This is a genomic window from Mesorhizobium erdmanii (assembly GCF_013170725.1).
Taxonomy (GTDB): Bacteria; Pseudomonadota; Alphaproteobacteria; order Rhizobiales; family Rhizobiaceae; genus Mesorhizobium; species Mesorhizobium erdmanii.
In genome coordinates this window covers 2,675,453-2,701,688 of sequence record NZ_CP033361.1, presented here as the reverse complement: position 1 = coordinate 2,701,688, position 26,236 = coordinate 2,675,453, and the positions used below count along the sequence as shown (strand labels likewise).

Sequence of the window (26,236 nt, the reverse complement as noted above, 5' to 3'; positions counted from 1 at the left end):
GCACAATATGCGACATCCTGAGGACTCCATGCCCGATATCCATGACGGTCAATTGTGCGAGCGGCTGCCGAACGCGACCATCACCGGCCCGCAGACGCTGTTGTTTGCCGCCTCCACCGGCATCATCGTCACCAATCTGTTCGCGCCGCAGACACTGGTCGGCCTGATCGGCCCATCGCTCGGCGGCGGTGCGGCGAGCGTCGGCCTCGTCGCCATGGTCACGCTGCTCGGCTATGCCGCTGGCCTGTTCTTCCTGGTGCCGATGGCCGACCTTGCCGAAAACCGCGCCCTGATCCTGCGCATGCTCGTGATGGCCGCCCTTGCGGCCGGCGTCGCCGCCTTCGCGCCCACCATCGCCTCGTTGCTGATCGTCCTGTTCGTGCTGGGCGCCGCCTGCTCGGCGATCCAGATCCTGGTGCCCATCGCCGCCTCGATGGCGCCGCCCGGCGAGGCCGGACGGGTCATCGGCGATGTCATGAGCGGACTGATGATTGGCATCCTGCTGGCGCGGCCACTGGCCAGCCTCATCGCCGATGCCTGGGGCTGGCGCGCTTTCTATGGCCTCAGCGCCACCGCGCTGGTGTTGCTCGGCTGCGTGCTCGCCTTCACCTTGCCCGATCGGCGCCCCGAAGCGAAATCGTCCTATGGCGCGCTGCTCGCCTCATTGTTCGGCCTGCTGCGCGACGAGCCGGTGCTGTGCCGCCGGGCGTTGACGGCCGCGCTGGCGATGGCGGCGTTCAGCCTGTTCTGGACGGCGGCGGCCCTGCGCCTCGCCGAGCCGCCTTTCAGCCTTGGTCAGCGCGGCATTGCGCTGTTCGCGCTCGTCGGCGCGGGCGGTGCCGTGGTCACGCCGCTGTTCGGCCGCGCCGGCGACCATGGCTGGACACGATCAGCCACCATCGCCTGCCATCTCGTGCTGATCGGCGCGATGGCGCTGGCCGCCTGGGCCGGCTCTTTCCTGTCCGGCGTGTCGTGGCAACCGCTGGTGCTGATGGGCGCAAGCGCGGTGCTGCTCGACATCGGCGTCACCGGCGACCAGACTCTTGGCCGCCGCGCCGTCAATCTCTTGCGGCCTGAGGCACGCGGCCGCCTCAACGGCCTGTTCGTCGGCATCTTCTTCATCGGCGGCGCCATCGGTTCATTGCTGGCCGGTGTTGCCTGGACCTGGGGCGGGTGGACTTGTGTCTGTGGCATCGGCGGCGCCTTTGGGCTCGTCGCACTTCTGGTCGACTGGATCGGCGGACCGGAATGACGGCCCGGTCGGCTAGGGCAGTTCCAGGAAAAGCCTGAGACGCCGGGCAGGCCGACCATGGCATCGTTCACATAGCATGGAGCTCGCCCGACGCCTTGGGCTTGATCTCGCCGGTCAACCGCGTGTTCGCGCACTGGCTGTGGATCACCGGCCCGACGGCATTGAGGACATATTCGTCATTGCCGAACCGGCCGACGCGCGACTGGTGAACGAACCGGCGGTCTTTTTCACACAGGCGCGGCATGGCAGCGGAACGACTACGCCTTCAAGGCGTTTCATTCGGTTGGGAGGAAGTCATGAACGATGCGCCGGCAACGCCCATCGGCAGGACGCTTTCGCCAAGCGAACTGGTTACCGTGATGTCGCACTTCCATCGCGCCGAGATTGCCCGCATGGCCGGCTGGCGCGACCGTCTCGATCGGACCAGCAACTGGGCGATCACGGTTGTCGCAGCCATGCTGTCGGTGTCCCTGTCGACGGCCAGCGCCCATCACGGCGTGCTGCTCTTCGCCATGCTGCTGGTGCTGCTGTTGCTTTGGATCGAGGCGCGCCGCTACCGCTTCTTCGATGTCTACCGTGCGCGTGTGCGCCAGTTCGAGCGCCATTATTTCGCACAGATCTTTTCGCCGCAGCCGGACTTCGCCTCCGACTGGCTGCTGGTCGTCGGCGAGAGCCTGCGCACGCCACGGTTCCTGGTCTCGCAGCGCGTGGCGTTGGCACGCCGCCTGCGCCGCAACTACATATATCTCATGCTGATCCTGCTGCTTGCCTGGATCCTGAAACTGTGGACCCCGAGCCTGATCGATCAGCACGTGCCGGTCGGCTTTGTCGGCACCTTGCGAGAAGCGATCGGCGCCGCTGCCCTGGGGCCTGTCCCCGGCGGGGTCATCGTCACGCTGGTGACGCTGCTCTATGCCGGCCTGCTGGCGACCGCCTTCCTGTTGTCCGGCGACGACGGCGAACTCTCCTTCGGCGACGTCCATGTCTAATCTCTGGCCATGTCTAGGCTCTGGCATATCTGGGCTTTGGCATGTCTGAGCTCGGGTATCAGCATCCAGCAACCGCTGGCTGCAACGCAAACGCGGGCCGCGCGTTGTGATGGTCAGCCCGCGTGATGGGCAGCATGCGGCGACGCCTTGAGGGAACCCATGAACCGGCAACCGGCAACGAGGCCACGAAAATTTGTGGCTGCCATTCTGCTGACAGCCCTTGCTTTGGTTCCGGCAAGCCATGTCCTTGCCGCACAGCCGTCCGGCCATGCGTCGGGCATGGGCGGGTCGGCGGAAGGTCTTTTCATCGCCGAGATCGTGCTTCTGCTTCTGGTCGGGCGCGGCCTTGGCGAACTCTTCCAGCGCTATGGCCAGCCGGCGATCATGGGCCAGTTGATCGGCGGCATCCTGCTTGGGCCATCGCTGTTCGGCTGGATATGGCCTGGCGCCCAGCATCTGATCTTCTCGACCGACCCGGCGCAGAAAGGCATGATCGACGCCGTCTCGCAGCTCGGCATCCTGCTGCTCCTGCTTTTGACCGGCATGGAGACGGATTTGCGCCTGGTGCGCCGTGTCGGCGCCGCCTGCTTCTCGATCTCGATCACCGGTGTTGTCGTGCCGTTCGTCCTCGGCTTCGCGCTGGCGCAGTTCCTGCCCGGCACGCTGCTGCCCGATCCCACGCAGCGCGTCGTCGCCGGGCTGTTCCTCGGCACCGCGCTGTCGATCTCTTCGGTCAAGATCGTCGCCATGGTGGTGCGCGAGATGAACTTCATGCGCCGCAATCTCGGCCAGATCATCATTTCCTCGGCCATCATCGAGGACACGATCGGCTGGCTGATCATCGCCGTCACCTTCGGCATCGCAACCAATGGCAGCCTGCAACTGCTGCCGCTCGTCACCACCGTGGCCGAAGTGGCGCTGTTCATGGCGTTCTCCTTCACCATCGGCCGCCGCCTGGTGTTCACGCTGATCCGCTGGAGCAACGATTCCTTCCGCAGCGAATACGCCGTCATCACGGTCATCCTGATCATCATGGGCGTGATGGCGCTGATCACCAATCTGATCGGCGTCCACACCGTGCTCGGCGCCTTCGTCGCCGGCATACTGGTAGGGGAATCGCCGATCCTGTCGGATCATATCGAGGGCCAGTTGCGCGGCGTCATCACCGCGCTGTTCATGCCGGTCTTCTTCGGCATGGCCGGCCTGTCGGCCGACCTCACCGTGCTTGCCGATCCGACGCTCGCCTTGCTCACTCTGGCACTGGTCGCCATCGCCAGCATCGGCAAGTTCGGCGGCGCGTTCATTGGCGGCCGGATGGCCGGCATGTCGCGGAAGGAAGCGATCGCGGTCGGCAGCGCCATGAATGCACGCGGCTCGACCGAGGTCATCGTCGCCTCGATCGGCTTGTCGATGAACATCCTTTCCCACAACCTGTTCACGATGATCGTCACCATGGCCGTCGTCACCACGCTTGCCATGCCACCCATGCTGCGCTGGGCGCTTGGCCGGCTGCCGATCGGCAACGCCGAGAAACAGCGCGTCGACCGCGAACTGCTCGACGAGCGCGGCTTCGTCTCCAGACTGGAACGCCTGCTGCTGCTGGTCGACGACAGCCCGGCCGGCAAGTTCACCGCCTATCTCGCCGGCCTGGTCGGCGGCGGCAGCGGCATGCCGACCACGCTGCTCCACCTCAACGAGGGCAAGCTCGCCGGCCGCGACACGGGTCCGCAGCGGACATCGAAAGAGGTCCAGAAGGGCGCCGCCAAAAGCGCCATGGTCGTCAGCAAGGCCGAGGACACCCCCGTCGACAAGGTCCATCTGACCACCCGCACCGAACTCGAGGCCACCGCCGAGACGATCGCCGCGGAGGCGCGCAAGGGCTATGGCCTGCTGTTTGTCGGGCTGGAGAAAGCACTCACCGAAAAGGGCTCGTTCAGCCCGATGCTGAACGACATCACCAGCGGTTTCGATGGTCCGCTGTGCCTGGCGCTGAACGGCGCCAGATCCACCGGCAAGATGCCGGTGCTGCGCGCCGGCACCACGATACTGGTTCCGGTCAACGGCACGGAAATTGCCCGCCGCGCAGCCGATTTCGCGCTGGCGCTGGCGCGGCCGCACCGTGCCCGCGTCAAAGTGCTCTATGTCTCTCAAGCCAGGCAAGGCAGCCAGCCGGGCTCGGTTTCGCACCGTCGCGAGGAAGCCGTGCTCAAGGATGTCGCCGATCTCGCGGACCGCTACGGCGTCACCGTCGACACCGCGATCCGCGCTCGCGCCACGCCAGACAAAGCGATCGCCAGGGAAGCGGCCAAAGGGGCAGCAATGGTGGTGATGGGGGTCACCCAACGGCCAGGTGATGAACTGTTCTTCGGCGACACCGCGACGGCAGTGCTCGCGGCGGTCGCCTGCCCGGTCGTGCTTCTGGCCACCGAGCGCGTCAAGCAGACCGACGCCGCCGAGCAGACGGCGGCCGACATCGGCGCCTGACGCCTTCGGTTCGGCTATCGGACCCTAGATGCCGAATAACTGTCGCCCGATCATGTATCCCAGCGCTGCCACGACGAGCGGAAACAGCGCCGGCGCAGCCTTGCTGAAGAAGGACACTTTTGTGTCCTTGGGCGGCACATAACGTGCGTTGCCGAGATTCTTGGTCATTGCGTACCCCGCGCCAAACCAGTCGTTCCGCGCATGCCCTTATCCCCAAACCGCGAAGCGATCCCGGTCGACATGCATTAGAAGACGCTGATTAACAGCATGGCCGCATTAACGGGTTACAAAGAAATTCGATCGAATAGCCGGCTTTCCCTCATCAATCCGACAACCCTGCCGAAGGAAAATCGGCGGGCACCGGGAACCGAATGGCGTGTCCGGGGGTTGTGGCGATCGGGGGAGGAAAATCTGTTCACGTCTCGCCAGCGATCTGTCCTCGCGCAAAGTCACGTCAGCGCCACGATGCCGCGCGGCCGAAACACCCGCCCACGACACGGAACCTGACATGTCAGCCAGCACCAATCGACTCTCGAACAACGCCGACCTAGCCGGGACTTCATGCCGCAAACCACCACAGCGACCGTAGGCAACCCGCACCTCGCCTTCCTCTCAGGCGGCGGCGAGCTCGGCTGCCTGATCGCCACCTTCGACTGGTCCTCGACCTCGATCGGGCCGATCTCCGGTTGGCCGCAGAGCCTGAAGACGGCGACCTCGCTGATCCTGCGCTCAAGGGTGCCGATCGTCATGCTGTGGGGCGAGGACGGCGTCATGATCTACAACGACGCCTATTCGGAATTTGCCGGCGGTCGCCATCCGCAATTGCTCGGTTCGAAAGTGCGCGAAGGCTGGCCCGAAGTGGCTGACTTCAACGACAACATCATGAAGGTCTGCCTGGGCGGCGGCACGCTCGCCTATCGCGAGCAGGTGCTGACGCTGAACCGCACCGGCAAGCCCGAGCAGGTGTGGCTCGATCTCGACTATTCGCCGGTGCTGGACGAAAGCGGCGAACCGGCGGGCGTCATCGCCATCGTCATCGAGACGACGGCCAAGGTCGCCGCCGAGCGCTGGCAGGTGGGCGAGCGCGACAGGCAGCGCCAGATGTTCGAGCAGGCGCCGGGCTTCATGGCCATGCTGTCCGGCCCGCAGCATGTCGTCGAACTGACCAATGCCGCCTACATGCAGCTTGTCGGCCATCGCGACATCATCGGCCTGCCGATCCGCCAGGCTTTGCCGGAGATAGAGGGCCAGGGTTTCTTCGAGTTGCTCGACCGGGTATTCACCTCCGGCGAGGCGTTCGTCGGCTATGCATTGAAGGCCGAGTTGCAGCGCACGCCGGGCGCGGCGATCGAGGACCGTTTCATCGATCTCGTCTACCAGCCGGTGCGCAATCCGGCGGGCGAGGTGTTCGGCATCTTCGTCCAAGGCGTCGACGTCACCGACCGGCTGCTGGCCGAACAGGCGCTGCGCCAGAGCGAGACACAGTTCCGCACCTTCGCCGAGGCGATGCCCAACCACGTCTGGACGGCGACGCCAGATGGGATGCTCGACTGGTTCAACCCGCGCGTCTACGATTATTCCGGCGCCAAACCGGGCGAGCTCGATGGCCGTGGCTGGGGTGATATCGTGCACCCCGACGACATTGCCGCGGCGGCGGAAAAGTGGCGCCAGGCGCTGGCCGCCGGCACATTTTACGAGACCGAGTTCCGATTGCGTCGGCATGACGGCGTCTATCGCTGGTTCATCGCGCGCGCCGTTCCGATCCGCGACACCGACGGCGCGATCCTGCGCTGGATCGGCACCAATACCGATATCGACGACCAGAAGCAGGCGGCGCAGGCCCTGCTGCAGAGCGAACGGCGCCTGCAACTGTCGCAAAGTGCAGCGGGCATTGCGGCACTCGAACTCGATATCGCCAGCGGAACGGTGGTCGGCTCCGAGGGATTCTGGGATCTCTGGGGGCTGTCGCCGCGCGACAGCGTGCACATCTCCGTGCTGGAAAACATCGTCATTCCAGAAGACAAGGACGTCCGCTCCAATCCACGGACGCGCGAGCAAGGCACCGCCGTGCCCGCGGTCGAATACCGCATCCGCCGCCCCGACACCGGCGAACTGCGCTGGCTGTCGCGTCATATCGACTTCGTCCATGACGAGACCGGCAAGCCGGTCAAGATGTTCGGCGTCATGCAGGACGTCACCGACCGTCGCGAGGCGCAGGCCAGACAGGAACTGCTGACTCACGAGCTCGAACATCGCATCAAGAATATCCTGGCGATGGTCGCGGCCATCGCCTCGCAAACATTGCGCAACACCGATATCGCAACCGCCAGCGCCACCTTCAACGAGCGCCTGCGGGCGCTGGCCAAAGCGCACGACATCCTGAACAAGACGCGCTGGACCAGCGCCTCGATCCGCGAGGTCGTGCACAACACCATCGCCACCTTCCCGCTGGAGCAGATTTCGATTTCCGGCCCGGCGCTGCCGATCAACCCCAAGATGGCATTGACGCTGGCGCTTGCCGTCAACGAGCTCGCCACCAACGCGCTGAAATACGGCGCGCTGTCGACGTCGGAAGGCAAGGTGGCCATCGACTGGTCGCTGCAGGCGTCGGACGAGGCATCAGGCGAAAAGCGGCTGCTCTGGCGCTGGCGCGAAAGCGGCGGCCCGCCGGTGACGCCGCCGACCCGCCGCGGCTTCGGCCGCTTCCTGATTGAGCGCGTGCTTGGCACCGACTTCGGCGGGTCGGTGCGGATCGATTACCATGGCGACGGGGTCGAATGCGTGTTGAACGCACCGGCACCGCAGTTGCCGACAGCACCTTACTGACTACATAGGGCATGCCATGACCGCTCCGTCCCTTGTCACAGTCCTCGTCGTCGAAGACGAAGCATTTCTGCTGTTCGCCATAGCGGATGAATTGCGCGAGCTGGGTTTCGAAGTGCTGGAGGCCAGCAACGCCGACCAGGCGATCCGCCTGCTGGAGAACCGGCCAGACATCACCATCCTATTCACGGACATCGACATGCCAGGCTCGATGGACGGGCTGCGACTGTCGGCCGCCGTCCGCGACCGCTGGCCTCCGGTGAAGATCATCATCACCTCGGGAAAGCGCCAGCCGGCGGCGGACGCAATGCCGAGTGGCGGTGTCTTCCTGCCCAAGCCCTACGCTCCGGCCGCGGTGGCGGCGACCATTCACGGCTTGCTGGGATAGTTCCCCGGTTTGGCGGGGTTAGGCGATTCCATCGACGCTGGCGCTCCTAGCGCCCGGGAACCGTCGTTCTGTCGACTGCAGCTATTCGGAGCCACGGATTTCCAAAGGGGACGCCTGGGCTTGGAACAAGTCGACCGGGTGGGCGGCGAATGCCCAAGCACACATACCATAGGCCACCACGAAAGAGATCAGCAGGGCGGTCAGGACGGACAAACGGTGCATGGGGAAGTCGGGCCTCTTTGTTGCAGACCCGTGCACAACCTGCTGCAACCCGATCGGTTCGCCATAAAATATTTACCGTCTTGGAATGATTAACGAATGGTTGCGCGATATCGCATTACCGGAATGGAGAGCGATGTCAGGTGCGCCGTGGGCGCTGCGCAGGGGGTGGCCCAGGAAGCCCTACGCCGGCAGCGTCGGCTCGGTGTTGACCTCCAGCGCCTCTTCCGCCTCATGCTCGTCGGGCAGGACATCGCCGTGCACGTCGAGCGGCCGGCCGATCCACACCGGATCGACGAGATGATCGCGCTTGGGGTTGCTGGTGTTGGGGTGGATGAGGATGCTGAGGCCGCTGTGGTTCAGCATCAGCCACGGAACGAGCGAGCCGAAAATCTCGCTGGCGAAGGAGACCTGGTACATCGCCTGGTCGTGCGGGCCGACTTTCCCCTCGTGCCAATTGCCCAGCCGCACGCGAAAACGTTCGCCGATACGAAGCCGCAGCCATTCGGCACGCTGCCGCTCGGCCTGCCCGTCGAAATAGATATGGGCGTGATAGCTGGCGATCTCGCCAAGCGGCCTGACCTCGTTCATCGCGATGCTCCCTCCCCGATGGTCCATTCAGTGGTTCCGGCGCAACTCTAGCCGAGATGCGTGCGCTTTGTCTCCAGGCGCGGCACCTTGAGCGGGACAGCGCCAGCCTACGTGATTGCCCTCCTCCGGCCGGCCACGCTCCTGCTTCACTCACCGGCGCAACTTCCGTCGCCGCAGGCCGCTCGCGACAATGTGTATGGCCGATGTTTCAGTCTTCGCTTATCAACGACGCAGCATGCCATCCATGATTTCCGGGCAGCCCCGCCTGGCGAGGAAAACGTCTTTGTAAACGAGGCAAGGGATGGAGGGGGTTCGAGGGACAGTCCGCTGTTGATCCAACAGGCGGCGCGGCAGCTGGTGCTGGACGGCGTTCCAGACCGGCACGCGCGCCCGAACGGGCGGCGGTTTGTGTCTTCAGATCTGGCAATCAACGCGAACCGTTGAGCGGAGGCCGGTCGAAACGGCAATCCGCGACACCATGGAAGCCGTTCCAGGATTCCGTGGCGTGCTGTTGTTTGTCCCGACCTTCGATTTTGGTGGGGGTTTTGGCATGTCGAATCTTCTGTTCCTACTCGTCCTTGCCTTCATGGCCTGGCGCTGGCTGAGCAAGGCCAGGCGCCGGACAAAGGACATCAGGCCGGATGCCGGCCTCTCCGCGTTGCCGCGATCCAGCGACGATGATGACGGCGACGATGTCGCCGATGGCGACGGTATCGCCAATGTCGCGAAAGTGGTCTCCGGTTTCCTCGGCGAAAAAGGCTTCCTTGGCGAAACCCTGCTCGGCGAGACCGGGCGCGAACTGCTCGGCCAGGCTGTCAGCCGCGCCTTGCAGGAAACCGGCGTCGCCGGCGAGATCGAGCGCAGGGCGGCGGCGGCGATAAGGCCAGCCCGGCAAGCGGCACAGAAAACAGCCGCGCCGCCGCGCGACAAGCGGCGGGTAAAATATCTGCTCGATGGCGACGGAGGCTTCCGGCAGCGCACCGACCGCACCGCCCGGCTTCAGCAATCATTCCGCGGCAAGGGCCTCTGCTCGCCGCGCTAGCCAGTCCAGACGTCAACGCAGGCATCGGGCACAACGCCCATCGGCAACCAGGAGGGAAACATGGCAATCACCAGACAGGTCATCACGTCTTTGCAGCGCGACGGCACGGACGCGCTCGGCACCAGGACCGTGGCGATGAAGATCGTCGACGAGAGCATCGTCTCGGGCTCGCTGCTGACGGTGGAAAGCAACCATTTCTGCATCCTGAAGTCGCGCGGCGCGGTGCTCAACGTCTACGAGACCGGCCAGTATGCGCTGCAGACGCCGGACAAGCCGCTGGTCGGCTCGGTCGTGCAAGGCTTCTTCGGCGGCTCCTCGCCCTGGGTCTACGAGGTCATCTACATCAACCGCTCGAAGCTTCTGGTGCGCAACGAGGGCGTCGCCACCTCGGCCGAGATGGCGGAAATGTCCTATGTCGTCGACTACTACATCCACATCGACAGCAAGGAAGAGGCGCTCGACCTCATCACCCACATGCCGTTCGCAGGGGCCGTGATCGATACCAAGGAGATCGCCGACTATGCCGGGCCGGCGATCGAGCAGGCGATCAACCAGATCATCCAGGTCACCAAGATGGAGAACGTCAACGAGCGCATCAGCGACGTGCGCGAGGCGGTGAAGGCGCACCTCACCGATTTCCTCAAGGTCTACGGCATCATGCTGAACGACCTGAAAGTGCTGATCATGCCGCGCGACGAGCGCATGCGCGAGCTGATCTCGCTGCAGGCGATCGGCCTGACCCCGATCGAGTCGGTGCGCTACTACCTGGCGCTGCGCATGGCCGACAAGGGCCTGGTCTCGGCCCCCAACGCCGCCGCCGGCGTGCCCTTCTTCATTGGCGGCCAGCCGACCGGCTTCTATCCGCTGGGCGACGAGGTGGGCGCCACCAGATGAGCCGCTTCTACGAGGCCGGGCCGCTCGCCAAGGTCGGGATCAACCTGTTCTACGGCTATGGCTACAATTTCTACCGGCAGGAAAACCAGCTCAGGGCCGACGACCAGCGCGTGCGCCAGATGGCGTGCTCGCTGCTCGGCCGGGCGCGGGCCGGCCTCGACGAGGCCGAGGCCCGCTACCGCCGCGACAACATCGCTCCGCCGACCCGCGCCAACCCCTTCCCCGACGCGGCAATCGTCGCCAACGCCCAGGCGCTCGAGCGCCTGGGCCGTGAGGTCGGCGCGCTCGAAGGCCAGATCCGCCACCAGCCGGTGCCGGAAAACGACCGCATGACCCAGCGCTATCGCTCGGAAGCCGGCACGCTCGCGGCGCTGGCGGAGAAGGACGCGGTGCTGGTCGGCCAGGCGGAGCTGCTGCGCTCGATGCTGGAGGGTGCGGAGGCCGAGGCGATCCTTGCCGGCAGGCGCGAGATCGAGGTGGGGATTGCCGCGATCACGGTGACGCTGCGGGAGCGGCAGACATTCTTGCTGTGAGGGTGGGCGACCGATGAAGGCGACAGGCCGGCCAACCATCCGGCCCCAGCCTTCAGCCTTGAACCCGCCCTTCGGCCTGATCGTCGAGATCAGCCTTGCCGTCCACGACGACATTGCCCAGCGGCGCCGAAAGCGTCCAGCGGACAAAGCCGGGCTGCCGTTCGAGCGACGCGCTGCCGGAGAGGCTGCTGGGCACGACACGCAGCAGCACCACATTGCCGAAGCCGCGGTGCGGCTCCGCCTCGGTCGGTTCGGCGCCGCCAGGCTTGTGCTCCTCCCAGACCAGTTCGAAATCGTTGCGCCCCTCGCCATTCGCCGGCACCCGCCAGCTGATCCGCACCGTTCCCGCGTCGCCGGCAAGGGCGCCATATTTCGTCGCGTTGGTGCCGAGCTCGTGCAGCGCCATGCCGATGTTCTGCACCGCGCCGAGCTGCAGCGTGACGTCGGGCCCGGAAAGCTCCAGCCGTTCCTCATGGGCGAAGGGTTTGAGATGCTCGCGCACGAGGTCCGCCAGGCCCGCGCCGCGCCACTCGTTGACCACGAGCAGGTCGTGGGAACGCGACAGCGCCATGATGCGCTCGCGGATCTGGAACTCGAACGCGCGCGGATCGGTCGCCCGCTTGGCTGTCTCGCGGATCATCGACAGGATCACCGCATACTGGTTCTTCACGCGGTGGTTCACCTCGCGCATGAGCAGCCGGATGTGCTGGTCGCTCGCCCGCCTTGAGGTGACATCGGCGGCCATGCCGAACCATTCCTGGATCGTCCCGTCCTCGTCGAGGATCGGGATTGCCCGCGACAGGGTCCAGCCGGCGCTGCCGTCGGCACGCCGCACGCGGTGCTCCAGCTCGAACACACCGCGCTCCGCGATCGCCCGGTCGATCGCCGACTGGATGCCGGGCTGGTCCTCGGCAAACAGGTACTCGTCCTGCCAGCGGATCGCCGCCCGCTCGACGCTGGGCAGGAAACCGCGCCCGTCGAGCTCCTGCATTTCCTGCCAGTCCGGGCTCATCCGGTAGATGACGTCGGAGCTGGCCTTGACCAGCGCCCGGAAGCGCTGCTCGCTCTCGCGCACGCGCGACGCGGCGAGCACCCGCGCCGTGGTTTCCGACACGATGCAAAGCACCGCCTCGACGCTGCCGTCCTGCGCCCGCACCGGCGAATAGGAGATGTCGAAATACACCGTCTCGCCCACCCCGCCCGAGCGCTCGATGTAGAACGGCCGGTCCTTGGCCGAAAACGTTTCCCCTGTTTCGAGCACGCCGCTGAGCAGCGGCTCCAGGTCGTCCCACAGCTCCGCCCAGTTCTCCCGCGCCGGCCGCCCCAGCGCGCGCGGATGCTTGTCGCCGATGGTCGGCGCGTAGGCATCATTGTAGAGCGCGATGAATTCCGGGCCGCAAAACAGCACGATCTCGGCCTGCGCGGCCAGCAGAAGGTCGACGGTCGTGCGAAGGCTGGGCGTCCATCCATCGGGGGGGCCGATCGGGCTCGTATCCCAGCGATAATCGCGCATCAGTGCCGCGACTTCGCCCCCGCCTCGCGGCCATGCCATGGTCATCCGCCCTTCCGCCATAGCCGCAATAACGCACGAAGCGGATTATATATCCGTGGGTTGGCCGGTAAATTTCATGCGAGCTGTCGCGGCAGTGCCTGGCCTCGTTCACCCAGGGGCGGCGGACAAGCGCGCACGGGTCGCGGCGATGCCGGCGAGGCCAACCAGCCGCCTGCTCCGGCGGCCGCGCCACTCGCGGCCGCGAGGCTTTCGGCCTCGCGCACATCGTGTAGTCTGGTGGTCCACTTGGGAAGAATGACCGCATGAACACCGCCGAAACCCTGCCCTACCTGTCGTCGGCGGCTCTCGACCGCCTGGCGATCTCCACGGCCGACATGGTCGGCGAAATCGAACGCCAGATATCAGGCCAGCGGCGCGGCGAAGTCTGGTGCGCGCCGAAGGCGGTGGTGTTGCCGGGCGATGACCGCTACATCATGGCGACGGTGGGCGTTGCCTCCAATCCGCCCGTGCTCGCCACCAAGTCGCTGGTCGTCAACCCGCGCAACGCCGGGCGCGGACTGCCCACGCTCAATTCGCTGATCACCCTGCTCGACGCCGAAACCGGCCTGCCGCTCGCCCTGGTCGACGGCAATTGGGTGACGGAAAAACGCACCGCCGCCTTGAGCGCCGTCGCCGCCAGGCGCATGGCCAGAAGCGATGCGTCCTCCATCGCCTTCATCGGCTGCGGCGTCCAGGCGCGCGGCCACCTCGAAGCCTTCGCCGACCTCTTCCCCTTGCGCGAAATCCGCGCCTACGGCCGCGGCACCGCCAACCGCGACGCGCTGTGCCAGATGGCGCAATCGCGGGGCCTGGAAGCTATCCCATGCGACACGGCAAGGGCAGCGATAGAAGGCGCCGACATCGTGGTGACGACGGTGACCCTGGTGCCCAAACCAGCCCCCTTCCTCGACGCGAACTGGCTGAAACCAGGCAGCTTCGCCGTGATGACCGACCAGGCCCTGCCCTGGCTACCCGAAACCATGCCCCGCTTCGACCGCGTCATCGTCGACGACCTGGAGCAGGAGAAAAACATGGCCAAGCCGATGGTCGATCCTGCCATGGTTGCGGGCGATTTGACGGGGCTGGTGTGCGGGGATTTCGCCGGGCGGGAGGGGCCGAGCGAGGCGACGGCGTTTGTATTCCGGGGGCTGGCTGTGGGGGATTTGGCGGTGGCGGGGTTGGTGTATTTGCGGGCGCAGGCGGCGGGGGTGGTCTGCTAGGAAATGGACAGGATTTCGAGTTCGCGCGGTCCCAGCTGGACAACATCGCCAACGGCCTTGCCAATCAGCGCGATCGCGACCGGAGAACCGTGCGAGATGGAAGCTTGCGCCGGGTTGGCCTCATCCTCACCGACGATGCGGAAGGTCTGGGTGCGGCCATCATCACGCGCGAAGGTAACGGTGTGCCCGAAGGCGATCATCTCATTGGACGTCGGCACCGGCATGAGCTGAGCCGTACGGACGCGTTCGGCATAATAGGTGACATCCCGAACCGGAACCGCCGACTGCCGTCGCCTCTCGTTGATATCTTCCAGCGCGCTGGCGGCCTCGAGAGCCTGCCGGGCGCGAGCCAGTTCATCCCTCAGCATCTCGAGACCCGCCTCGGTGACGAGGTTGATCCGATCGGAGATAGGGCGAGCCGGCAGGATGGTTTCCGACGCCGCCTCAGCACTTTCTTCCTTGGCAAACGCCACGCTCACTTGGTCGCAACTCCGTATCGAATAGTGTTGGTTATGGGATAACCCATGGGCTACGACAAAGCTTCAACAATTCGACGGCTGGCTTCGGCGGAATGTTCACAGGGGTCGGCGGCGGGTCTGCCCTGGTCCTTCGGCTTCGGCGCCAGAGCCAGACCGTCCTCTTCCGGCCATACCATTACATTCCAGATCCGCCACCGGGCGAAAAACGACCGTATGACCCAGCGCTACCGGTCAGAAGCCGTCACGCTCGCCGCGCTGGCGGAGAAGGACGCGGTGCTGGTCGGCCAGGCGGAGCTGCTGCGATCGATGCCGGAAGGTGTGGCGGGGAGGCGATGCTGGCGGGCGGACGAGAGATCGAGATGGGGATTGCGGCGATTACGGCGACGTTGAGGGGAGAGGCAGACGTTTTGTTGTGAGATTGGAGCGGCCGGCTGCGGCCCCGGTCGCTGACCAATCCTGAATAGCTGATTTGCGCCCACACCTCGGCCTATGGATCAGCTTTGCCGTTTCCCATAGCTGACCTCGCAGGCGCACGCGACAAGAGGCCGTTCCAGGCGGAAAGCATGGCCCATGAATTTTGTGGGGAGACTTATTATGCGCCAAAGGCAGTGAGTGGGAGAAGTGGCGGAAGAAGAAGACCGAGCGATCGCAGCTAGCTTTTCAGAGAGTCACATATCGGGTGGGTGATTTGCGCATTTTCAAAATGATTGCCCCCACCCTCACGAATCTGGTGCTTATGGTCAATGTGCATGGAGTTTCTGTGGACCATCGCACCACACAACCCACACTTTGGGGCACCTGCAACAGCGGTGTTGATGAACGCTGCCGATTTGGTGCCCTTGTTGAAGCCAGTCTTTTTCTCTGACTCTTCGCTTGGGCTTCGGAGTAATGGCGGCTTGGCGGGTAGCAGATACTGGAAGTTCGGGTTTTCCGAAAACTGGGCAAGTATCTCCTCTCCGGTTTTTGCGGTCTGGAAGGCGAGCAACACGCTCGACAGGTAGAGCACCAACTGCGGTACGCTTCGTTCGCCGGCACCGAATTTGTGAACAGTAAGACTGACATGCTCTTTGTGGTGAAGTAGGAAGGCCTCGAACTTGGCCCGCGTAGCTAGGAATTCCCTGACCCTCCCTGAACTGATAATGCCGTCGATAAATCGGGAGGTTGCGAAGAACGCGGACGGCTGAAATGCGCCAGTGCGGCTATAGAAGTAAACGACAGGGTGAAGCCCGTATGAGCTGGATTGATCGCCCGTGATTCGCTCGATGAGTTTGTTCGTCTTCTCCAGGTAATGAATGGTCTCGACGCCATCGGTCTCCTCCGGCAAGCCGGGCTCAGACTTTCGTTTACCGTCTGGCACGGTGACCTTGTTGACCTGGTTGATAAGGTCAAAAACGAACGGCAGGGCATTGTAGCCCTTTCCTGCCACCGGCAAATCCAGCGTCCTTACCGGCCCTTCATCGATCGGCGGCTCGTAGAGCGCTTGGTAGATGCTCTTCCCTAGCTCCTTAATTCGTGTTTGTTTGACGGGGTCGAACGGCGACCAATACTGGTGCCCGGTGCCTGCGCGCGTCACCGCTCTTGCCGCGATGGCGCTGGCAGATTTTCTTGACCGCAGTATTTTTTTCTCGGTCGGATTGATGGGTGTCGCGGCTTCATTGATTTTGAAGAACGATTTCTCAGCAACTTCTCTGTCGACGGTGGGCACCCATTGGGCCGTGACATATTGATTGGCGAGGTTGTTGTAGCGAATTTGCATGGGTGGCGGCAGGGCGCTCGGGTTGTTTCTGGCACCAACATACTCCCCATAGCTGCCTACCGACGCCTTCACGAGTTTTCGAGTGCGATCGGCAATGCGCCTTTGGTCGTCGGATACACGCCCCCCAAAATAGTCGAGTGATTTCCGATTATCGCCGTAGTCGTCCAGCACCCACGCCAAGAGCGCGCTGAGGCGGTGGGCGCCGTCGATGACGAAGGAGAAATTGCCTGCCGACCACAGGATAACCGCGGGGATCAGCTCGGCGTCTATGAATGACCTGATGAGGTCCACAACCTTGTCCGGCGTCCAGTCGGCGGTCTCCCGCTGAAAATCTGGTTTCCGCAGCCGCGTGGCAAAAAAGTGGTTGTCGAGGTGGTGGATGTCGATACGTTCCTGGCCGCTTGAACCGGGCCGATCTCCGCCTCCCTCGATGAAGAAGTCCTCGCGCGGAATGAGAGCGTCGAGATTCACAACATTTGTAGCCATCGTTCCCCCAGCAGGCATATTCTGGCGCCTATGCTGTCCTCATAGCATAAATACTTGCCGCGTATTGCCGTTTTCCGGCATCGTCAAATAATTGGAATTCGTCTCGCTCGACAAGACGCCCAATTGTTCCCGGCCAAGGATTACACGCTCAGGCGCCCATTCCGGTACGGGCCATGTCTTTCCCTGCCAGACCTTTAGAAGCGCGTAACCTGCCCAACACCTCGCGGCGAAGAGTCGGCGACCAAGCGCGGCGTGCTCAAGCTTGACGTGGCGATGGAAGGGGCTTGTAAGTGATCCGACCCTGTTTCACTGCGGGTAACCGATGGCAAGCCGACAAATCCAGAGCATTACGGAGCGACTGCCCTACTCTCTGAAAGAGGGTGTGAAGGGCTACGTTGACGCCGTTGCAGCGGTAGTTCCCGATATCGCGAGGGACGCCCGCGTCGAGATCAGCGGCGACAGGCTGGACCAATTCCTGCTCATCGTCGCCATCCGCAGGATCTGGTCCACGGTAAACAGCCAGTTCTGGATCATGAATGACTGCATCAGCGTGGCTACGCGAACACCTCTGGGGCCGGAAGACTCGCCTCAAACACGCGGCTTCCGCATCGGACGGGACGAAATCAGCCAAGATTCCTCGGCATTTGTGGAAGGGAGAGATCTTCGTCAGGAACTCTATAAGTTGATAGTTAAGCTCGACATCGAACACCTCGTTGCGGAAAGCAGCAGCCTGAGTGATGTGGCCGTGAAGATGTTTGTGGGGGAAGGTTGAACGTCGTCGAAATTGAGAAAGAGCTTAAAGCCTTCATCAACAAGCACTCCGTTCAATTCGAGCACCTGGCGGTTAGGGAGACTGCACTTCTAGAGCTGGGCGCCCTCACCATGGCGACCGAACATTACCGGCTGACCGGGTACACGGTCACGGTGGAGAACGCGATCAATGGCCTCTTCGTGGCCAAGTTGTCGTCTCGCGGGTACCCTTATAATTTCTCATGGTTCAAGTGTGTTAAAGGTGGCGAGCTTTTCGAGATACATTCCAACCTCTCGGTGATGGGTGGTCATAAAGACGAGGCAGTCTATGTCGTCGACGTGGCCGTCGTTGTAGGCGACGACAAGGTGCCAAAGGCTAAACCAAAGCAGAAATGGGTGGCGCTGGACAACAAGGCGCTGGCAACGTTCGCTGAAGTGAAAAAGCTGGTCGTATACCCGATGCTACTCGCTCAGTTCATCGGAATTGTGCACGAAATCGCGCCTTCAAGGCTCAAAAAGCTGAAGACCGGCCTGCCAGCCGATGATCACTTCCCGCCTTCTCTGATCACATTAGGGTATCTGACCGCGACCTCAGGCAAGGCCCTGAAGGGGTTTGCGAAACGGAAATTCAGGGTTTGTGTCGTCCACAACTTCGATATGTATCTCTCGCAGATGAGGCGGGGCGAAGCATCGAAGTCGCCTTTCGTGACGGTGCAGACCATCCTGTAATAGAAACCCGCCCGAAGGCGGGGCATGGCAGGTCGACGTGAGGTGGAAGTTTCACGGGGGCACATCGCGCTGCCAGTTGCCTCCATTTTTGGGGCACACACCCCCTCACCCCCCCGCCAACCTCGGCAGCAAAAAAATCTCCGCCCCCTCCGGCAGCTTCTTCCCCCAAGTATCCCGATAAATCACCCCGTCGATCGCCACGGCAATGCCGCGGTCAATCCACGGCTCGAAGCCGGGATACTGTTCAGCCAGTTTCCTGAACAGCTCCCTGATGTCCTTGGCCTCGACCTCAACCTTGCTCTTGCCGCCGGCGAGCTGGCTGAGCGCGCCCCAGAGGGTGACCTCCACCATGGCGCGCTCGCCTCGCCCTAGCCTTCCCGTTCCGCCTCGATCGCCGCCAGGATGCGTGGCGGCGACATCGGGATGTGGGTCATGCGCACGCCCGCCGCGTTCGACACCGCGTTGGCGATCGCCGCCAGCGGCGGCACGATCGAGGTTTCGCCGACGCCGCGCACGCCATAGGGGTGGTTTGGGTTGGGGATTTCCAGGATCTGCGTGTCGATCATCGGCAGGTCGGAGCAGACGGGGATGCGGTAGTCGAGGAAGCCGGCGTTCTGCAGCCTTCCGTCCTTGCCGTAAATATACTCCTCGTTGAGCGCCCAGCCGATGCCTTGCGCCGCACCGCCCTGGTACTGGCCCTCGACATAGGTCGGGTGCACCGCCTTGCCGGCATCCTGCACCACCGTGTAGCGGATCACCCTTGTGGCGCCCGTCTCGGGGTCCACCTCGATGTCGCATATATGGGTGGCGAAGGAGACGCCGGCGCCGTCGGCGACGAGCTCGCTATGGCCGGCGATCGGCCCGCCGGTCGTGCCCGATTTGGCCGCGATCTCCTTCAGCGACAGCTTGCCGAGATTGCCGTGCTTGTCGCCCTTGGCGACCGCATGGCCGTGTTCCCAGACGACGTCGTCGACCGAAATATCCCACATCTGCGCGGCGCGCTCGCGCAGGATCTTGATCGCGTTGCGGGCGGCCGAGATCGTCGCCATGGACGACGAGAAAGTGCCGCGGCTGCCGTCGGTCATGTCGTTGTAACCCAGGGACGACGTGTCGGCGACGACGGCCTTCAGCTGGCTGTAGTCGATGCCGAGCTCTTCGGCCGCCACCAGCGACAGCGAGGCGCGCGAACCGCCGACATCGACCGTGCCGACGGCGAGCGAGACAGAGCCGTCCATGCCGATGTTCAGGTCGACGCAGGTCTGGCCGCCGAAATTGAACCAGAAGCCGCAGGCCATGCCCCTGCCCTGGTTTGCCTTCAGCGGCGCCTTCATGTGCGCGTGGTTCTTCACCGCTTCCAGCGTCGGGCCGATGCCGATCGGGCCGTAGACCGGGCCGTAGGAAGAGCGCGTGCCTTCCTGCGCGGCGTTCTTGATGCGGAACTCGACCGGATCCATGCCGAGCTCCTTGGCGAGCTCGTCGACGGCGCTTTCCACGGCGAACGCCGCCATCGGCGCCGAGGGCGCGCGATAGGCCGCGGTCTTCGGCCGGTTGACCAGCACTTCGTAGCCCACCGTCTTGACGTTATCGAGCTTGTAGCAGGCAAACGCCGTCATGGCGCCGATCTCGGCCCAGGAACCGGCATATGGGCCGCAGGTGTAACGCAGCGTCGCTTCCGCGGCGGTGATGGTGCCATCCTTGCGGGCGCCGATCTTGACGTCGATCGAGGTGGCGCTGGTCGGGCCCGAGGCGCGGAACACCTCGTCGCGGGTCATCACCAGTTTCACCGGGCGGCCGGCCTTGCGCGACAAAGCGAGCGCCACCGGCTCGGCCCAGACATGGGTCTTGCCGCCAAAGCCGCCGCCGATCTCCGACGAGGTGACGCGCAGCTTCGAGGCTTCCATGCCGAGCAGCTGGGCGCAGTGCTGGCGGTAGACGAAATGGCCCTGCGTGCAGACCCACAGCTCCGCCGTGCCGTCGGACGAGACGCTCGCCACGCAGGCATGCGGCTCGATATAGCCCTGATGCGTCTGCTCGGTCTTGAACGAGCGCTCGACGATGAAATCGGCGTGGCCGAAGCCCTGGTGGACGTCGCCATGGCCGAATTGCGAGCGCTTGGTGACGTTGGACGGCTTGACCGGCTTCTGCTCCAGGCCTTCGGTGAAGATCGTGTCGTTGATCAGCGGGGCGTGGTGCTGCATGGCCTCGTCGACATCGGTGACATGCGGCAGGATCTCGTAGTCGACCTCGATCAGCTTCAGCGCCTGCCTGGCGGTGCGGGCGTCGATGGCGGCGACCGCGGCCACCGCATGGCCGTCATAGAGCGCCTTGGTGCGCGCCATGCAATTGTCGAGGATGTCGTACATGGCGGCATCGCCGTCGGTCAGGTCCGGCAGATCCTTCGCCGTGATCACCGCCTTCACGCCCGAAAGCTTTTCCGCCTTCGAAGTGTCGATCTTGCGGATGACCGCATGCGCGTGCGGGCTGCGCAGCACGCGGCCGACCAGCTGGCCAGCCATGTTGAAGTCGGCGCCGTAGCGGGCGCGGCCCGTCACCTTGTCGACGCCGTCGGGACGGACGGGGCGTGTGCCGACGGATGTGAATTTACGCCCGGAAAAACGCGGATCGAAATTCATTGTCAGGCTCCCTTCATCACTTGTGCCGCGTCCTGGACGGCGCGCACGATCTTGTCATAGCCGGTGCAGCGGCACAGGTTCCCGGCCAGGCCGAAGCGGATTTCCTCCTCGCTCGGGTCGGGGTTTTTCGCCAGAAGGTCCTTGGCCGCGATCAGGAAGCCCGGCGTGCAGATGCCGCATTGCAGCGCCGCATGTTCCAGGAACTTCTGCTGCAGCGTATGCAACTGGTCGCCATGCGCCATGCCCTCGACGGTCTCGATGCGCCGCCCTTCCGCCTCCGCGCCCAGCACCAGGCAGGAGCAGACAAGCCGGTTGTCGACGATGACGCTGCAGGCGCCGCAGTCGCCGGTGCCGCAGCCTTCCTTGGCGCCCGTAAGCCCCAGACGGTCGCGCAGCACGTCGAGCAGCGTCTCGTCAGGCTGGCAGAGATATTCGATCGTGTCGCCGTTGATTGTCGTCGAGACTGCTATGCCAGTCATCATTTGCCTCCTGCACGTGCGTAGGCGGTCGTGGCGGCACGTCTGGCCAGCACACCCGCAACCTTGCGTCTGAATTCGATGGTACCGCGCTTGTCGTCGATGGGGCGGCAGGCGCCGGCGCAGACTTTCGCCAGCCGCTCGAGTGCCGCCTCGTCCAGCTTCCGGCCGATAAGCGCCTCGGCGGCTTCCGCCACCAGCAGCACCGTCGGGGCCGCGGCGCCCAGCGCCACGCGGGCGGCGGTGATCACGCCCGCCCCGTCGATCGCCAGATTGACGCCGGCGCTGACCACGGCGATATCCATCTCGGTGCGCGGAATGAAGCGCAGATACGCATCGCCCGAATGCGGCGCGCGCTTGTCGAGCAGGATCGCCTCGATGATCTCGCCCTTGGCGAGCGAGGTCCTGCCCGGCGCGGTCGGCACGGCCTCGACCGGGATGGTGCGCTTGCCCGACGGGCCGGCAACCACGGCCTTGGCACCGGCAGCCACCAGCGCCGGCACGCTGTCCGCCGCCGGCGAGGCGTTGCACAGATTGCCCACGATGGTGCAGCGGCCCTGCACCTGCTTGGAGCCGATCAGCTTGGCCGCCTCGACGACGCCGGGCCATGCCTTCTTCAGCGCCGCGTTCTCGCCCAGCACGGCGCAGGGAACGGTGGCGCCGATGCTGAAGCCCTCGGCGGTTTCGCGGATTTCGCTCAAGGACGCGATCGCCTTGATGTCGATGATCAGGTCGGGTTCGACAAAACCGCCCTTCATCCTCACCAGAAGGTCACTGCCTCCGGCCAGAATGGCGGCCATGCCAGCCGATCCGGCCAGTTGGCCGACGGCGTCTTCGATTGAAAGCGGACGTATGTAGCGCATCGTCTCCCCTTGGATATGGCGATTTCAGCGACCCGTTATAAACACTCTCCTCATAATGGCTATCGGGTTCGTCATTTGCGACGATTGGTCCAGCCGCCAGAAAATCGAGTGCGGGTTCGCAAAAAATCTGCGAGCCAATGTCGGACTGGTCAAGCCCCGTTCGTCCTAGGGACATCGAACAGGCATCATGAAAGGACTTCGATATGCCCGGTACCGTACGTCTGCACCGCGTTCTCACCACCAACCCCGAGAAGGTCTACCGCGCCTTCGTCGAAGCCGACGCGCTGGCCAAGTGGCTGCCGCCGAACGGTTTCACCTGCACGGTCGACCACCTCGAGGCCAAGGTCGGCGGCACGTTCAAGATGTCGTTCCGCAACTTCACCACCGGCGGCAGCCATGCCTTCGGCGGCGAATATCTGGAACTCGTTCCCGGCGAAAGCCTGCGCTACACCGACAGGTTCGACGATCCCAACCTGCCCGGCGAAATCCAGGTCACCATCAAGCTGAAAAAGGTCTCTTGCGGCACCGAGATCGACATCACCCAGGCCGGCATTCCCGACGTCATCCCGGTCGAGGCCTGCTATCTCGGCTGGCAGGACTCGCTCCGCAACCTGGCAAAGCTGGTCGAACCCGAGATCAACCAGTAAGGGCGGGTCCAGAAAATGCGCGGCGCCGCCTTCGATGACATGCTCATCGGGCGGCGTTTGTGCGTCGAGGGCCATGACCGCACGATCGCGACCATCCGACACATCGAGCCGGTGGCCCAACACACCGGTCTCGGTTACTTTCGGATGATGAATCTCCCGCTCCGTCGCATCGTCCTCATCGTCGCGCTGCTCAATCTCGCTTATTTCGGGATCGAGTTCTCCGTGGCGCTCACCATCGGGTCGGTGTCTCTGTTCGCCGACAGTGTCGACTTTCTCGAAGATGCGTCGGTCAACCTCCTGATCCTGCTCGCGCTCGGCTGGTCGTTGCGCGCTCGAGCCCAGGTCGGCATGGCGCTGGCGCTCATCCTGCTGGTGCCGGGCCTGGCAACGCTCTGGACGGCGTGGGAGAAGTTCAACATGCCCGTGCCGCCGCAGCCGGTCGCCTTGACCTTGGCGGGACTGGGCGCGCTCGCCGTCAACCTCTCCTGCGCCTACATGCTCGCCGCCTACCGTCACCACGGCGGCAGCCTCACGAAGGCCGCGTTCCTGTCGGCCCGCAATGACGCCATCGCCAACATAGCCATCATAGCGGCGGGGTTGGCCACGGCCTTTCTCTGGCGTTCCGCGTGGCCGGACCTCATCGTGGGGCTGGGTATCGCCGCGATGAATGCCGATGCGGCACGCGAGGTGTGGCAAGCGGCGCGGGAAGAACACCGGGCCGAAGCGTAGTTCGCGCGGCCCATGCCTTGCCGCTTCTCATAGGGACGTTTCGGTTTGCGGCATTGGAAGCCGTAATCCTCGACAAAGCCATGAGCTTTCTGGCCGTGGCAACCGCGCTGCTCGTGCCCGCGCGCAAGCGCAGCGTACCCAAGCGCCGTGGATGGCTGGACCGTCAACCGCAGCAGCTGCCCTTGGCCGGCGCCGCCATATCCTTGAAAATCACGCAGTCTTGCCCGGGGCCGCCGGCGCAGGCGATGTCGCAGCGGGTGACAAAGCTCTCCAGCCGTCGTTCGAGCACGCGCAGTTCGGCAAGCTTCTGGCGGACCTCGTCAAGATGCGTCTGGGCGATGTCGCGCGTCTCGACGCAATCGCGGTTGGTGCTGATCGACAGCTCCAGCAGCACGCGTACCTGATCGATGCCGAAGCCGAAGTCTCGGCATTGCTTGATGAACGTCAGCCGGCCCAGATCCTCGTCGTCATAGGTGCGTTGACCTCCGGCGGTTCGTGGCGCGGGAGGCAATAGCCCGATCTCCTCATAGTAGCGAATTGTCGGCGTCGAGACACCGGCAGCCTTGGCGAGCGCCCCAATGGTGAACACGCGGATGTGAAGGTTCATCGCGAAAACACTCCTTGAACCTCAAGTTACTTGAAGGAGTACGCTTCCCCTTAGTCATGTGGAAGGAAAATCCTGCCGATGGACCTTTTCGGAAATCGCGTCGCCCTGATCCGTTGGACGTCGGCAATGCTGGCGATATCGGCGCTTCTCTTTGCCGCTGCCGTGTCGGTGGAAGGCAGCGGGCATCGGGAGTCCGCCAGCGTCGTCGCCCATGACGAGGCGGCCGAGTCCCAGGAGCAGGGCGATGAAGCTGGCGAGACCTCCAAACATCAGGACGGCGCCGCGACCAGCGAAACGGGCAGTCGTGCCGAGCCGACGCTTCTTGGCATCAACCTCGAAGATTCTCGCCTGGTGTGGGGGTTCGTGGGTGTTTCAATCTTGCTGGCCGTCGCCGTGATGCGCTTTGGGGTCGTTGCACCGTTTGGCAACGCGGTGCTTTTGCTGGCCATCCTGCTTGCGGGCCTCGCCGCAATTCTCGATGGCCGGGAGATATTCCTGCAACTCGATCGGGCCAACACAACCGTCGCGGGCCTCGCCGGACTGACGGCGCTCGCCCATATTGCGGTTGTCATCCTGGCCGCACTGGCCTGGCGCGCCGCTTCTCCCGCCGGCCCGGCAACAATACGCGATGCACGATGAACATTGGCACGACGCCAGCCTTGTCCTGGTAGCCTGCGCGGCCTGTTGCTCACCACTCCGGAGACGAGGGCCGGCGCAGCCGACGCGTGCTCGAAATTCAGACGGCATGTCTGTTCTTCCGGGCACCTTCCTGACGTTTGCATGTGCTACGATCGCCCGGCATCGCGTTTCTGGCCCGCCAAGGCCAGGGAAATTGGACCGTGGCGGGTAGAGCCGTTTGTCGCTAGCACTTCCATATCGGTTTTCGATGTGCCCGAGCGACCGGGCGTAAGGTGAGAAATCCAGTGGAGGTGCAAAGCATGACCCTGACCAACCGGGACATCGTCGAACTGACCGAGTGGCGGCGCAAACTGCACCGGCAGCCGGAAATCTCCAACGAGGAGGAGAAGACGGCGAAGGAGGTCGTCTCCTTCCTCGCCGACACCGGCCCGGACAAGGTGCTGACCGGGCTGGGTGGGCATGGCGTGGCGGCGGTCTACGACAGCGGCAAGGCCGGCCCGACCGTGCTGTTCCGCTCCGAACTCGACGCGCTGCCGATCGAGGAGCTTTCCGGCGTGCCGCATGCCTCGCAGGTGCCGGGCAAGTCGCATATGTGCGGCCATGACGGGCACACCGCGATCCTGGCCTCGCTTGGCCGCCAGCTCGGCCGCCAGCGGCCGGCCAGCGGCCGCGTCGTGCTGATGTTCCAGCCGGCGGAAGAGACCGGCAATGGCGCCGCCGGCGTCGTCGCCGATCCCCGCTACGGCGAGATCGCGCCTGATTTCGCTTTCTCGCTGCACAATCTGCCCGGCGTGCCGTTCGGCGAGGTGCGGGTAAAACCCGGCGTGGTCAACTGCGCCTCGCGCGGCATGCGCATCATGCTGGAAGGCAAGACCGCGCATTCCTCCATGCCCGAGACCGGCATCTCGCCGATGCCGGCGATCTCGGAGCTGATGCCGGCGCTGCCCGCGCTCGGCCGCTTAACCTTCGCCGACGACGATTTCTCCATGGTCACCGTCACCCATGCGCAAATGGGCGAAGCCGTGTTCGGCATCGCGCCCGCGCACGCCGAGGTCTGGGCGACGCTGCGCACCCGCCGCGACGAACGCATGGCGGATCTGTGCGCCGGAGCCGAAGCGCTGGTCAAGGAAATCGCCGGCCGGCACCGCCTCTCGGCCCGCTTCGACTATCACGAGATTTTCGTCGCCAGCGTCAACGCCCCGGATGCGGTGGAACACCTGCAGCGCGCGCTGGACGAAGAAGGCGTCGCGCATGGGCAGGAAGCCCTGCCGATGCGCGCCTCGGAGGATTTCGGCCTGTTCGGCCACAGCGCCAGATCGGCGATGTTCTTCCTCGGAGCGGGCGAGCGGCACCCTTCCCTGCACAATCCGGATTACGACTTTCCCGACGACCTGATCCCGATCGGCTCGAAAATCTTCATGCGCACGGCGCGCAATCTTTTGGGGTGACCGCGAC

At 64.3% G+C, this 26,236-nt stretch carries 27 protein-coding genes and 1 pseudogene; 17 read left to right on the top strand and 11 right to left on the bottom strand.

Annotated features, from left to right (window positions below):
* Positions 1–28: 28 nt before the first annotated feature.
* Entirely contained in the window at positions 29–1,252 is a 1,224-nt protein-coding gene (locus EB233_RS13035) for an MFS transporter (RefSeq protein ID WP_064989522.1), read from the top strand.
* 67 nt (positions 1,253–1,319) lie between these two features.
* Here EB233_RS13035 and EB233_RS13030 read toward each other — a convergent pair whose 3' ends face one another.
* Positions 1,320–1,496 carry a hypothetical protein gene (locus EB233_RS13030; RefSeq protein WP_155765350.1) on the bottom strand — a complete coding sequence of 59 codons (177 nt, stop codon included), beginning with the start codon at positions 1,494–1,496 and terminating at the stop codon, positions 1,320–1,322.
* Between the two features lie 52 nt (positions 1,497–1,548).
* On the opposite strand from EB233_RS13030, the gene EB233_RS13025 reads away from it, so the two are divergent.
* Together EB233_RS13025 and EB233_RS13020 are read left to right on the top strand one after the other, a co-directional pair.
* A complete protein-coding gene (locus EB233_RS13025; RefSeq protein ID WP_064989523.1) occupies positions 1,549–2,241 on the top strand; it encodes a DUF2270 domain-containing protein in 693 nt (230 codons plus the stop codon).
* A 159-nt stretch (positions 2,242–2,400) separates the two neighbouring features.
* On the top strand, positions 2,401–4,725 hold the full coding sequence (locus EB233_RS13020) for a cation:proton antiporter domain-containing protein (protein ID WP_064989524.1): 2,325 nt from the start codon (positions 2,401–2,403) through the stop codon (positions 4,723–4,725).
* 24 nt (positions 4,726–4,749) lie between these two features.
* Here the strand turns inward: EB233_RS13020 and EB233_RS13015 are convergent, their stop codons facing one another.
* Entirely contained in the window at positions 4,750–4,893 is a 144-nt protein-coding gene (locus EB233_RS13015; RefSeq protein ID WP_081294069.1) for a hypothetical protein, read from the bottom strand.
* A 393-nt stretch (positions 4,894–5,286) separates the two neighbouring features.
* On the opposite strand from EB233_RS13015, the gene EB233_RS13010 reads away from it, so the two are divergent.
* Together EB233_RS13010 and EB233_RS13005 are read left to right on the top strand one after the other, a co-directional pair.
* Positions 5,287–7,551 (top strand): PAS domain S-box protein, encoded by a 2,265-nt coding sequence (locus EB233_RS13010; protein WP_064989525.1) that lies wholly within the window; start codon positions 5,287–5,289, stop codon positions 7,549–7,551.
* A 16-nt stretch (positions 7,552–7,567) separates the two neighbouring features.
* A complete protein-coding gene (locus EB233_RS13005; RefSeq protein ID WP_064989526.1) occupies positions 7,568–7,936 on the top strand; it encodes a response regulator in 369 nt (122 codons plus the stop codon).
* 402 nt (positions 7,937–8,338) lie between these two features.
* Here EB233_RS13005 and EB233_RS13000 read toward each other — a convergent pair whose 3' ends face one another.
* Positions 8,339–8,746 (bottom strand): DOPA 4,5-dioxygenase family protein, encoded by a 408-nt coding sequence (locus EB233_RS13000; RefSeq protein ID WP_032917858.1) that lies wholly within the window; start codon positions 8,744–8,746, stop codon positions 8,339–8,341.
* A 550-nt stretch (positions 8,747–9,296) separates the two neighbouring features.
* On the opposite strand from EB233_RS13000, the gene EB233_RS12995 reads away from it, so the two are divergent.
* From EB233_RS12995 to EB233_RS12985, 3 genes are read left to right on the top strand one after another with little or no spacing between them, the layout of a single operon-like run.
* A complete protein-coding gene (locus EB233_RS12995; protein ID WP_155765351.1) occupies positions 9,297–9,788 on the top strand; it encodes a hypothetical protein in 492 nt (163 codons plus the stop codon).
* A gap of 60 nt (positions 9,789–9,848) precedes the next feature.
* Positions 9,849–10,682 carry an SPFH domain-containing protein gene (locus EB233_RS12990; protein ID WP_064989529.1) on the top strand — a complete coding sequence of 278 codons (834 nt, stop codon included), beginning with the start codon at positions 9,849–9,851 and terminating at the stop codon, positions 10,680–10,682.
* Positions 10,679–11,215 (top strand): hypothetical protein, encoded by a 537-nt coding sequence (locus EB233_RS12985; RefSeq protein ID WP_064989530.1) that lies wholly within the window; start codon positions 10,679–10,681, stop codon positions 11,213–11,215. Before EB233_RS12990 ends, EB233_RS12985 begins: the two co-directional genes overlap by 4 nt.
* 52 nt (positions 11,216–11,267) lie before the next feature.
* Here EB233_RS12985 and EB233_RS12980 read toward each other — a convergent pair whose 3' ends face one another.
* The gene (locus EB233_RS12980) at positions 11,268–12,773 is read right to left on the bottom strand and encodes a sensor histidine kinase (protein ID WP_171892230.1); all 1,506 of its coding nucleotides are present in this window, start codon (positions 12,771–12,773) and stop codon (positions 11,268–11,270) included.
* Between the two features lie 257 nt (positions 12,774–13,030).
* Here EB233_RS12980 and EB233_RS12975 point away from each other — a divergent pair, with 257 nt between their 5' ends.
* A complete protein-coding gene (locus EB233_RS12975; protein WP_064989532.1) occupies positions 13,031–13,987 on the top strand; it encodes an ornithine cyclodeaminase family protein in 957 nt (318 codons plus the stop codon).
* Here the strand turns inward: EB233_RS12975 and greA are convergent.
* A complete protein-coding gene (gene greA / locus EB233_RS12970; protein ID WP_064989533.1) occupies positions 13,984–14,466 on the bottom strand; it encodes a transcription elongation factor GreA in 483 nt (160 codons plus the stop codon). The genes EB233_RS12975 and greA overlap by 4 nt on opposite strands.
* Positions 14,467–14,511: 45 nt before the next feature.
* Between greA and EB233_RS12965 the strand changes: the two genes are divergently transcribed.
* Complete coding sequence (locus tag EB233_RS12965) at positions 14,512–14,856, top strand: hypothetical protein (RefSeq protein WP_155765352.1); 345 nt, start codon at positions 14,512–14,514, stop codon at positions 14,854–14,856.
* Between the two features lie 262 nt (positions 14,857–15,118).
* Here EB233_RS12965 and EB233_RS12960 read toward each other — a convergent pair whose 3' ends face one another.
* Entirely contained in the window at positions 15,119–16,708 is a 1,590-nt protein-coding gene (locus tag EB233_RS12960; protein ID WP_064989534.1) for a GmrSD restriction endonuclease domain-containing protein, read from the bottom strand.
* Between the two features lie 322 nt (positions 16,709–17,030).
* Between EB233_RS12960 and EB233_RS12955 the strand changes: the two genes are divergently transcribed.
* The gene (locus EB233_RS12955) at positions 17,031–17,480 is read left to right on the top strand and encodes a hypothetical protein (RefSeq protein WP_064989535.1); all 450 of its coding nucleotides are present in this window, start codon (positions 17,031–17,033) and stop codon (positions 17,478–17,480) included.
* Positions 17,477–18,187 carry a hypothetical protein gene (locus EB233_RS12950; RefSeq protein ID WP_064989536.1) on the top strand — a complete coding sequence of 237 codons (711 nt, stop codon included), beginning with the start codon at positions 17,477–17,479 and terminating at the stop codon, positions 18,185–18,187. Before EB233_RS12955 ends, EB233_RS12950 begins: the two co-directional genes overlap by 4 nt.
* A 105-nt stretch (positions 18,188–18,292) precedes the next feature.
* Here the strand turns inward: EB233_RS12950 and EB233_RS12945 are convergent, their stop codons facing one another.
* Genes EB233_RS12945 through EB233_RS12930 form a run of 4 tightly spaced genes read right to left on the bottom strand, consistent with a single transcriptional unit; the run spans position 18,293 to position 22,159 of the window.
* Positions 18,293–18,538 (bottom strand): MoaD/ThiS family protein, encoded by a 246-nt coding sequence (locus EB233_RS12945; RefSeq protein WP_064989537.1) that lies wholly within the window; start codon positions 18,536–18,538, stop codon positions 18,293–18,295.
* Positions 18,539–18,555: 17 nt separating this feature from the next.
* Complete coding sequence (locus EB233_RS12940) at positions 18,556–20,820, bottom strand: xanthine dehydrogenase family protein molybdopterin-binding subunit (protein WP_064989538.1); 2,265 nt, start codon at positions 20,818–20,820, stop codon at positions 18,556–18,558.
* A gap of 2 nt (positions 20,821–20,822) precedes the next feature.
* Positions 20,823–21,299: a (2Fe-2S)-binding protein gene (locus EB233_RS12935; protein ID WP_064989539.1), complete on the bottom strand. Its 477-nt coding sequence runs from the start codon at positions 21,297–21,299 to the stop codon at positions 20,823–20,825.
* Positions 21,299–22,159: an FAD binding domain-containing protein gene (locus tag EB233_RS12930; RefSeq protein WP_064989540.1), complete on the bottom strand. Its 861-nt coding sequence runs from the start codon at positions 22,157–22,159 to the stop codon at positions 21,299–21,301. The genes EB233_RS12935 and EB233_RS12930 overlap by 1 nt, the downstream gene beginning before the upstream one ends.
* Positions 22,160–22,362: 203 nt before the next feature.
* Between EB233_RS12930 and EB233_RS12925 the strand changes: the two genes are divergently transcribed.
* The 3 genes and pseudogenes from EB233_RS12925 to EB233_RS31790 form a co-directional block, all read left to right on the top strand.
* Positions 22,363–22,806: an SRPBCC family protein gene (locus EB233_RS12925; RefSeq protein ID WP_064989541.1), complete on the top strand. Its 444-nt coding sequence runs from the start codon at positions 22,363–22,365 to the stop codon at positions 22,804–22,806.
* A 144-nt stretch (positions 22,807–22,950) separates the two neighbouring features.
* Positions 22,951–23,535 carry a cation efflux transmembrane domain-containing protein gene (locus tag EB233_RS12920; RefSeq protein WP_064989625.1) on the top strand — a complete coding sequence of 195 codons (585 nt, stop codon included), beginning with the start codon at positions 22,951–22,953 and terminating at the stop codon, positions 23,533–23,535.
* Positions 23,536–23,540: 5 nt separating this feature from the next.
* Positions 23,541–23,675, top strand: a pseudogene (locus EB233_RS31790) (sulfite exporter TauE/SafE family protein); the annotation flags it as partial.
* A 23-nt stretch (positions 23,676–23,698) separates the two neighbouring features.
* Here EB233_RS31790 and EB233_RS12915 read toward each other — a convergent pair.
* Positions 23,699–24,142, bottom strand: a complete 444-nt coding sequence (locus tag EB233_RS12915) for a MerR family transcriptional regulator (protein WP_064989542.1) — start codon at positions 24,140–24,142, stop codon at positions 23,699–23,701.
* Positions 24,143–24,220: 78 nt separating this feature from the next.
* Between EB233_RS12915 and EB233_RS12910 the strand changes: the two genes are divergently transcribed.
* Positions 24,221–24,781 (top strand): hypothetical protein, encoded by a 561-nt coding sequence (locus EB233_RS12910; RefSeq protein ID WP_064989543.1) that lies wholly within the window; start codon positions 24,221–24,223, stop codon positions 24,779–24,781.
* Between the two features lie 299 nt (positions 24,782–25,080).
* Positions 25,081–26,229: an amidohydrolase gene (locus EB233_RS12905; RefSeq protein ID WP_064989544.1), complete on the top strand. Its 1,149-nt coding sequence runs from the start codon at positions 25,081–25,083 to the stop codon at positions 26,227–26,229.
* Positions 26,230–26,236: the final 7 nt, after the last annotated feature.

Excerpts from the sequence above, each read along its gene's own strand:
- EB233_RS12925 (WP_064989541.1), top strand. The coding sequence starts at position 22,363 with ATGCCCGGTACCGTACGTCTGCACCGCGTTCTCACCACCAACCCCGAG.
- EB233_RS13005 (WP_064989526.1), top strand. The coding sequence starts at position 7,568 with ATGACCGCTCCGTCCCTTGTCACAGTCCTCGTCGTCGAAGACGAAGCA.
- EB233_RS12990 (WP_064989529.1), top strand. The coding sequence starts at position 9,849 with ATGGCAATCACCAGACAGGTCATCACGTCTTTGCAGCGCGACGGCACG.
- EB233_RS12935 (WP_064989539.1), bottom strand. The coding sequence starts at position 21,299 with ATGACTGGCATAGCAGTCTCGACGACAATCAACGGCGACACGATCGAA.
- EB233_RS13010 (WP_064989525.1), top strand. The coding sequence starts at position 5,287 with ATGCCGCAAACCACCACAGCGACCGTAGGCAACCCGCACCTCGCCTTC.
- EB233_RS13000 (WP_032917858.1), bottom strand. The coding sequence starts at position 8,746 with ATGAACGAGGTCAGGCCGCTTGGCGAGATCGCCAGCTATCACGCCCAT.
- EB233_RS12980 (WP_171892230.1), bottom strand. The coding sequence starts at position 12,773 with ATGACCATGGCATGGCCGCGAGGCGGGGGCGAAGTCGCGGCACTGATG.
- EB233_RS13030 (WP_155765350.1), bottom strand. The coding sequence starts at position 1,496 with ATGCCGCGCCTGTGTGAAAAAGACCGCCGGTTCGTTCACCAGTCGCGC.
- EB233_RS12920 (WP_064989625.1), top strand. The coding sequence starts at position 22,951 with ATGATGAATCTCCCGCTCCGTCGCATCGTCCTCATCGTCGCGCTGCTC.
- EB233_RS12965 (WP_155765352.1), top strand. The coding sequence starts at position 14,512 with ATGGGCTACGACAAAGCTTCAACAATTCGACGGCTGGCTTCGGCGGAA.
- EB233_RS12960 (WP_064989534.1), bottom strand. The coding sequence starts at position 16,708 with ATGGCTACAAATGTTGTGAATCTCGACGCTCTCATTCCGCGCGAGGAC.
- EB233_RS12930 (WP_064989540.1), bottom strand. The coding sequence starts at position 22,159 with ATGCGCTACATACGTCCGCTTTCAATCGAAGACGCCGTCGGCCAACTG.
- EB233_RS12910 (WP_064989543.1), top strand. The coding sequence starts at position 24,221 with ATGGACCTTTTCGGAAATCGCGTCGCCCTGATCCGTTGGACGTCGGCA.
- EB233_RS13025 (WP_064989523.1), top strand. The coding sequence starts at position 1,549 with ATGAACGATGCGCCGGCAACGCCCATCGGCAGGACGCTTTCGCCAAGC.
- EB233_RS13035 (WP_064989522.1), top strand. The coding sequence starts at position 29 with ATGCCCGATATCCATGACGGTCAATTGTGCGAGCGGCTGCCGAACGCG.
- EB233_RS12955 (WP_064989535.1), top strand. The coding sequence starts at position 17,031 with ATGGCAAGCCGACAAATCCAGAGCATTACGGAGCGACTGCCCTACTCT.
- EB233_RS13015 (WP_081294069.1), bottom strand. The coding sequence starts at position 4,893 with ATGACCAAGAATCTCGGCAACGCACGTTATGTGCCGCCCAAGGACACA.
- EB233_RS12915 (WP_064989542.1), bottom strand. The coding sequence starts at position 24,142 with ATGAACCTTCACATCCGCGTGTTCACCATTGGGGCGCTCGCCAAGGCT.
- EB233_RS12985 (WP_064989530.1), top strand. The coding sequence starts at position 10,679 with ATGAGCCGCTTCTACGAGGCCGGGCCGCTCGCCAAGGTCGGGATCAAC.
- EB233_RS12940 (WP_064989538.1), bottom strand. The coding sequence starts at position 20,820 with ATGAATTTCGATCCGCGTTTTTCCGGGCGTAAATTCACATCCGTCGGC.
- EB233_RS12975 (WP_064989532.1), top strand. The coding sequence starts at position 13,031 with ATGAACACCGCCGAAACCCTGCCCTACCTGTCGTCGGCGGCTCTCGAC.
- EB233_RS13020 (WP_064989524.1), top strand. The coding sequence starts at position 2,401 with ATGAACCGGCAACCGGCAACGAGGCCACGAAAATTTGTGGCTGCCATT.
- EB233_RS12945 (WP_064989537.1), bottom strand. The coding sequence starts at position 18,538 with ATGGTGGAGGTCACCCTCTGGGGCGCGCTCAGCCAGCTCGCCGGCGGC.
- EB233_RS12905 (WP_064989544.1), top strand. The coding sequence starts at position 25,081 with ATGACCCTGACCAACCGGGACATCGTCGAACTGACCGAGTGGCGGCGC.
- EB233_RS12995 (WP_155765351.1), top strand. The coding sequence starts at position 9,297 with ATGTCGAATCTTCTGTTCCTACTCGTCCTTGCCTTCATGGCCTGGCGC.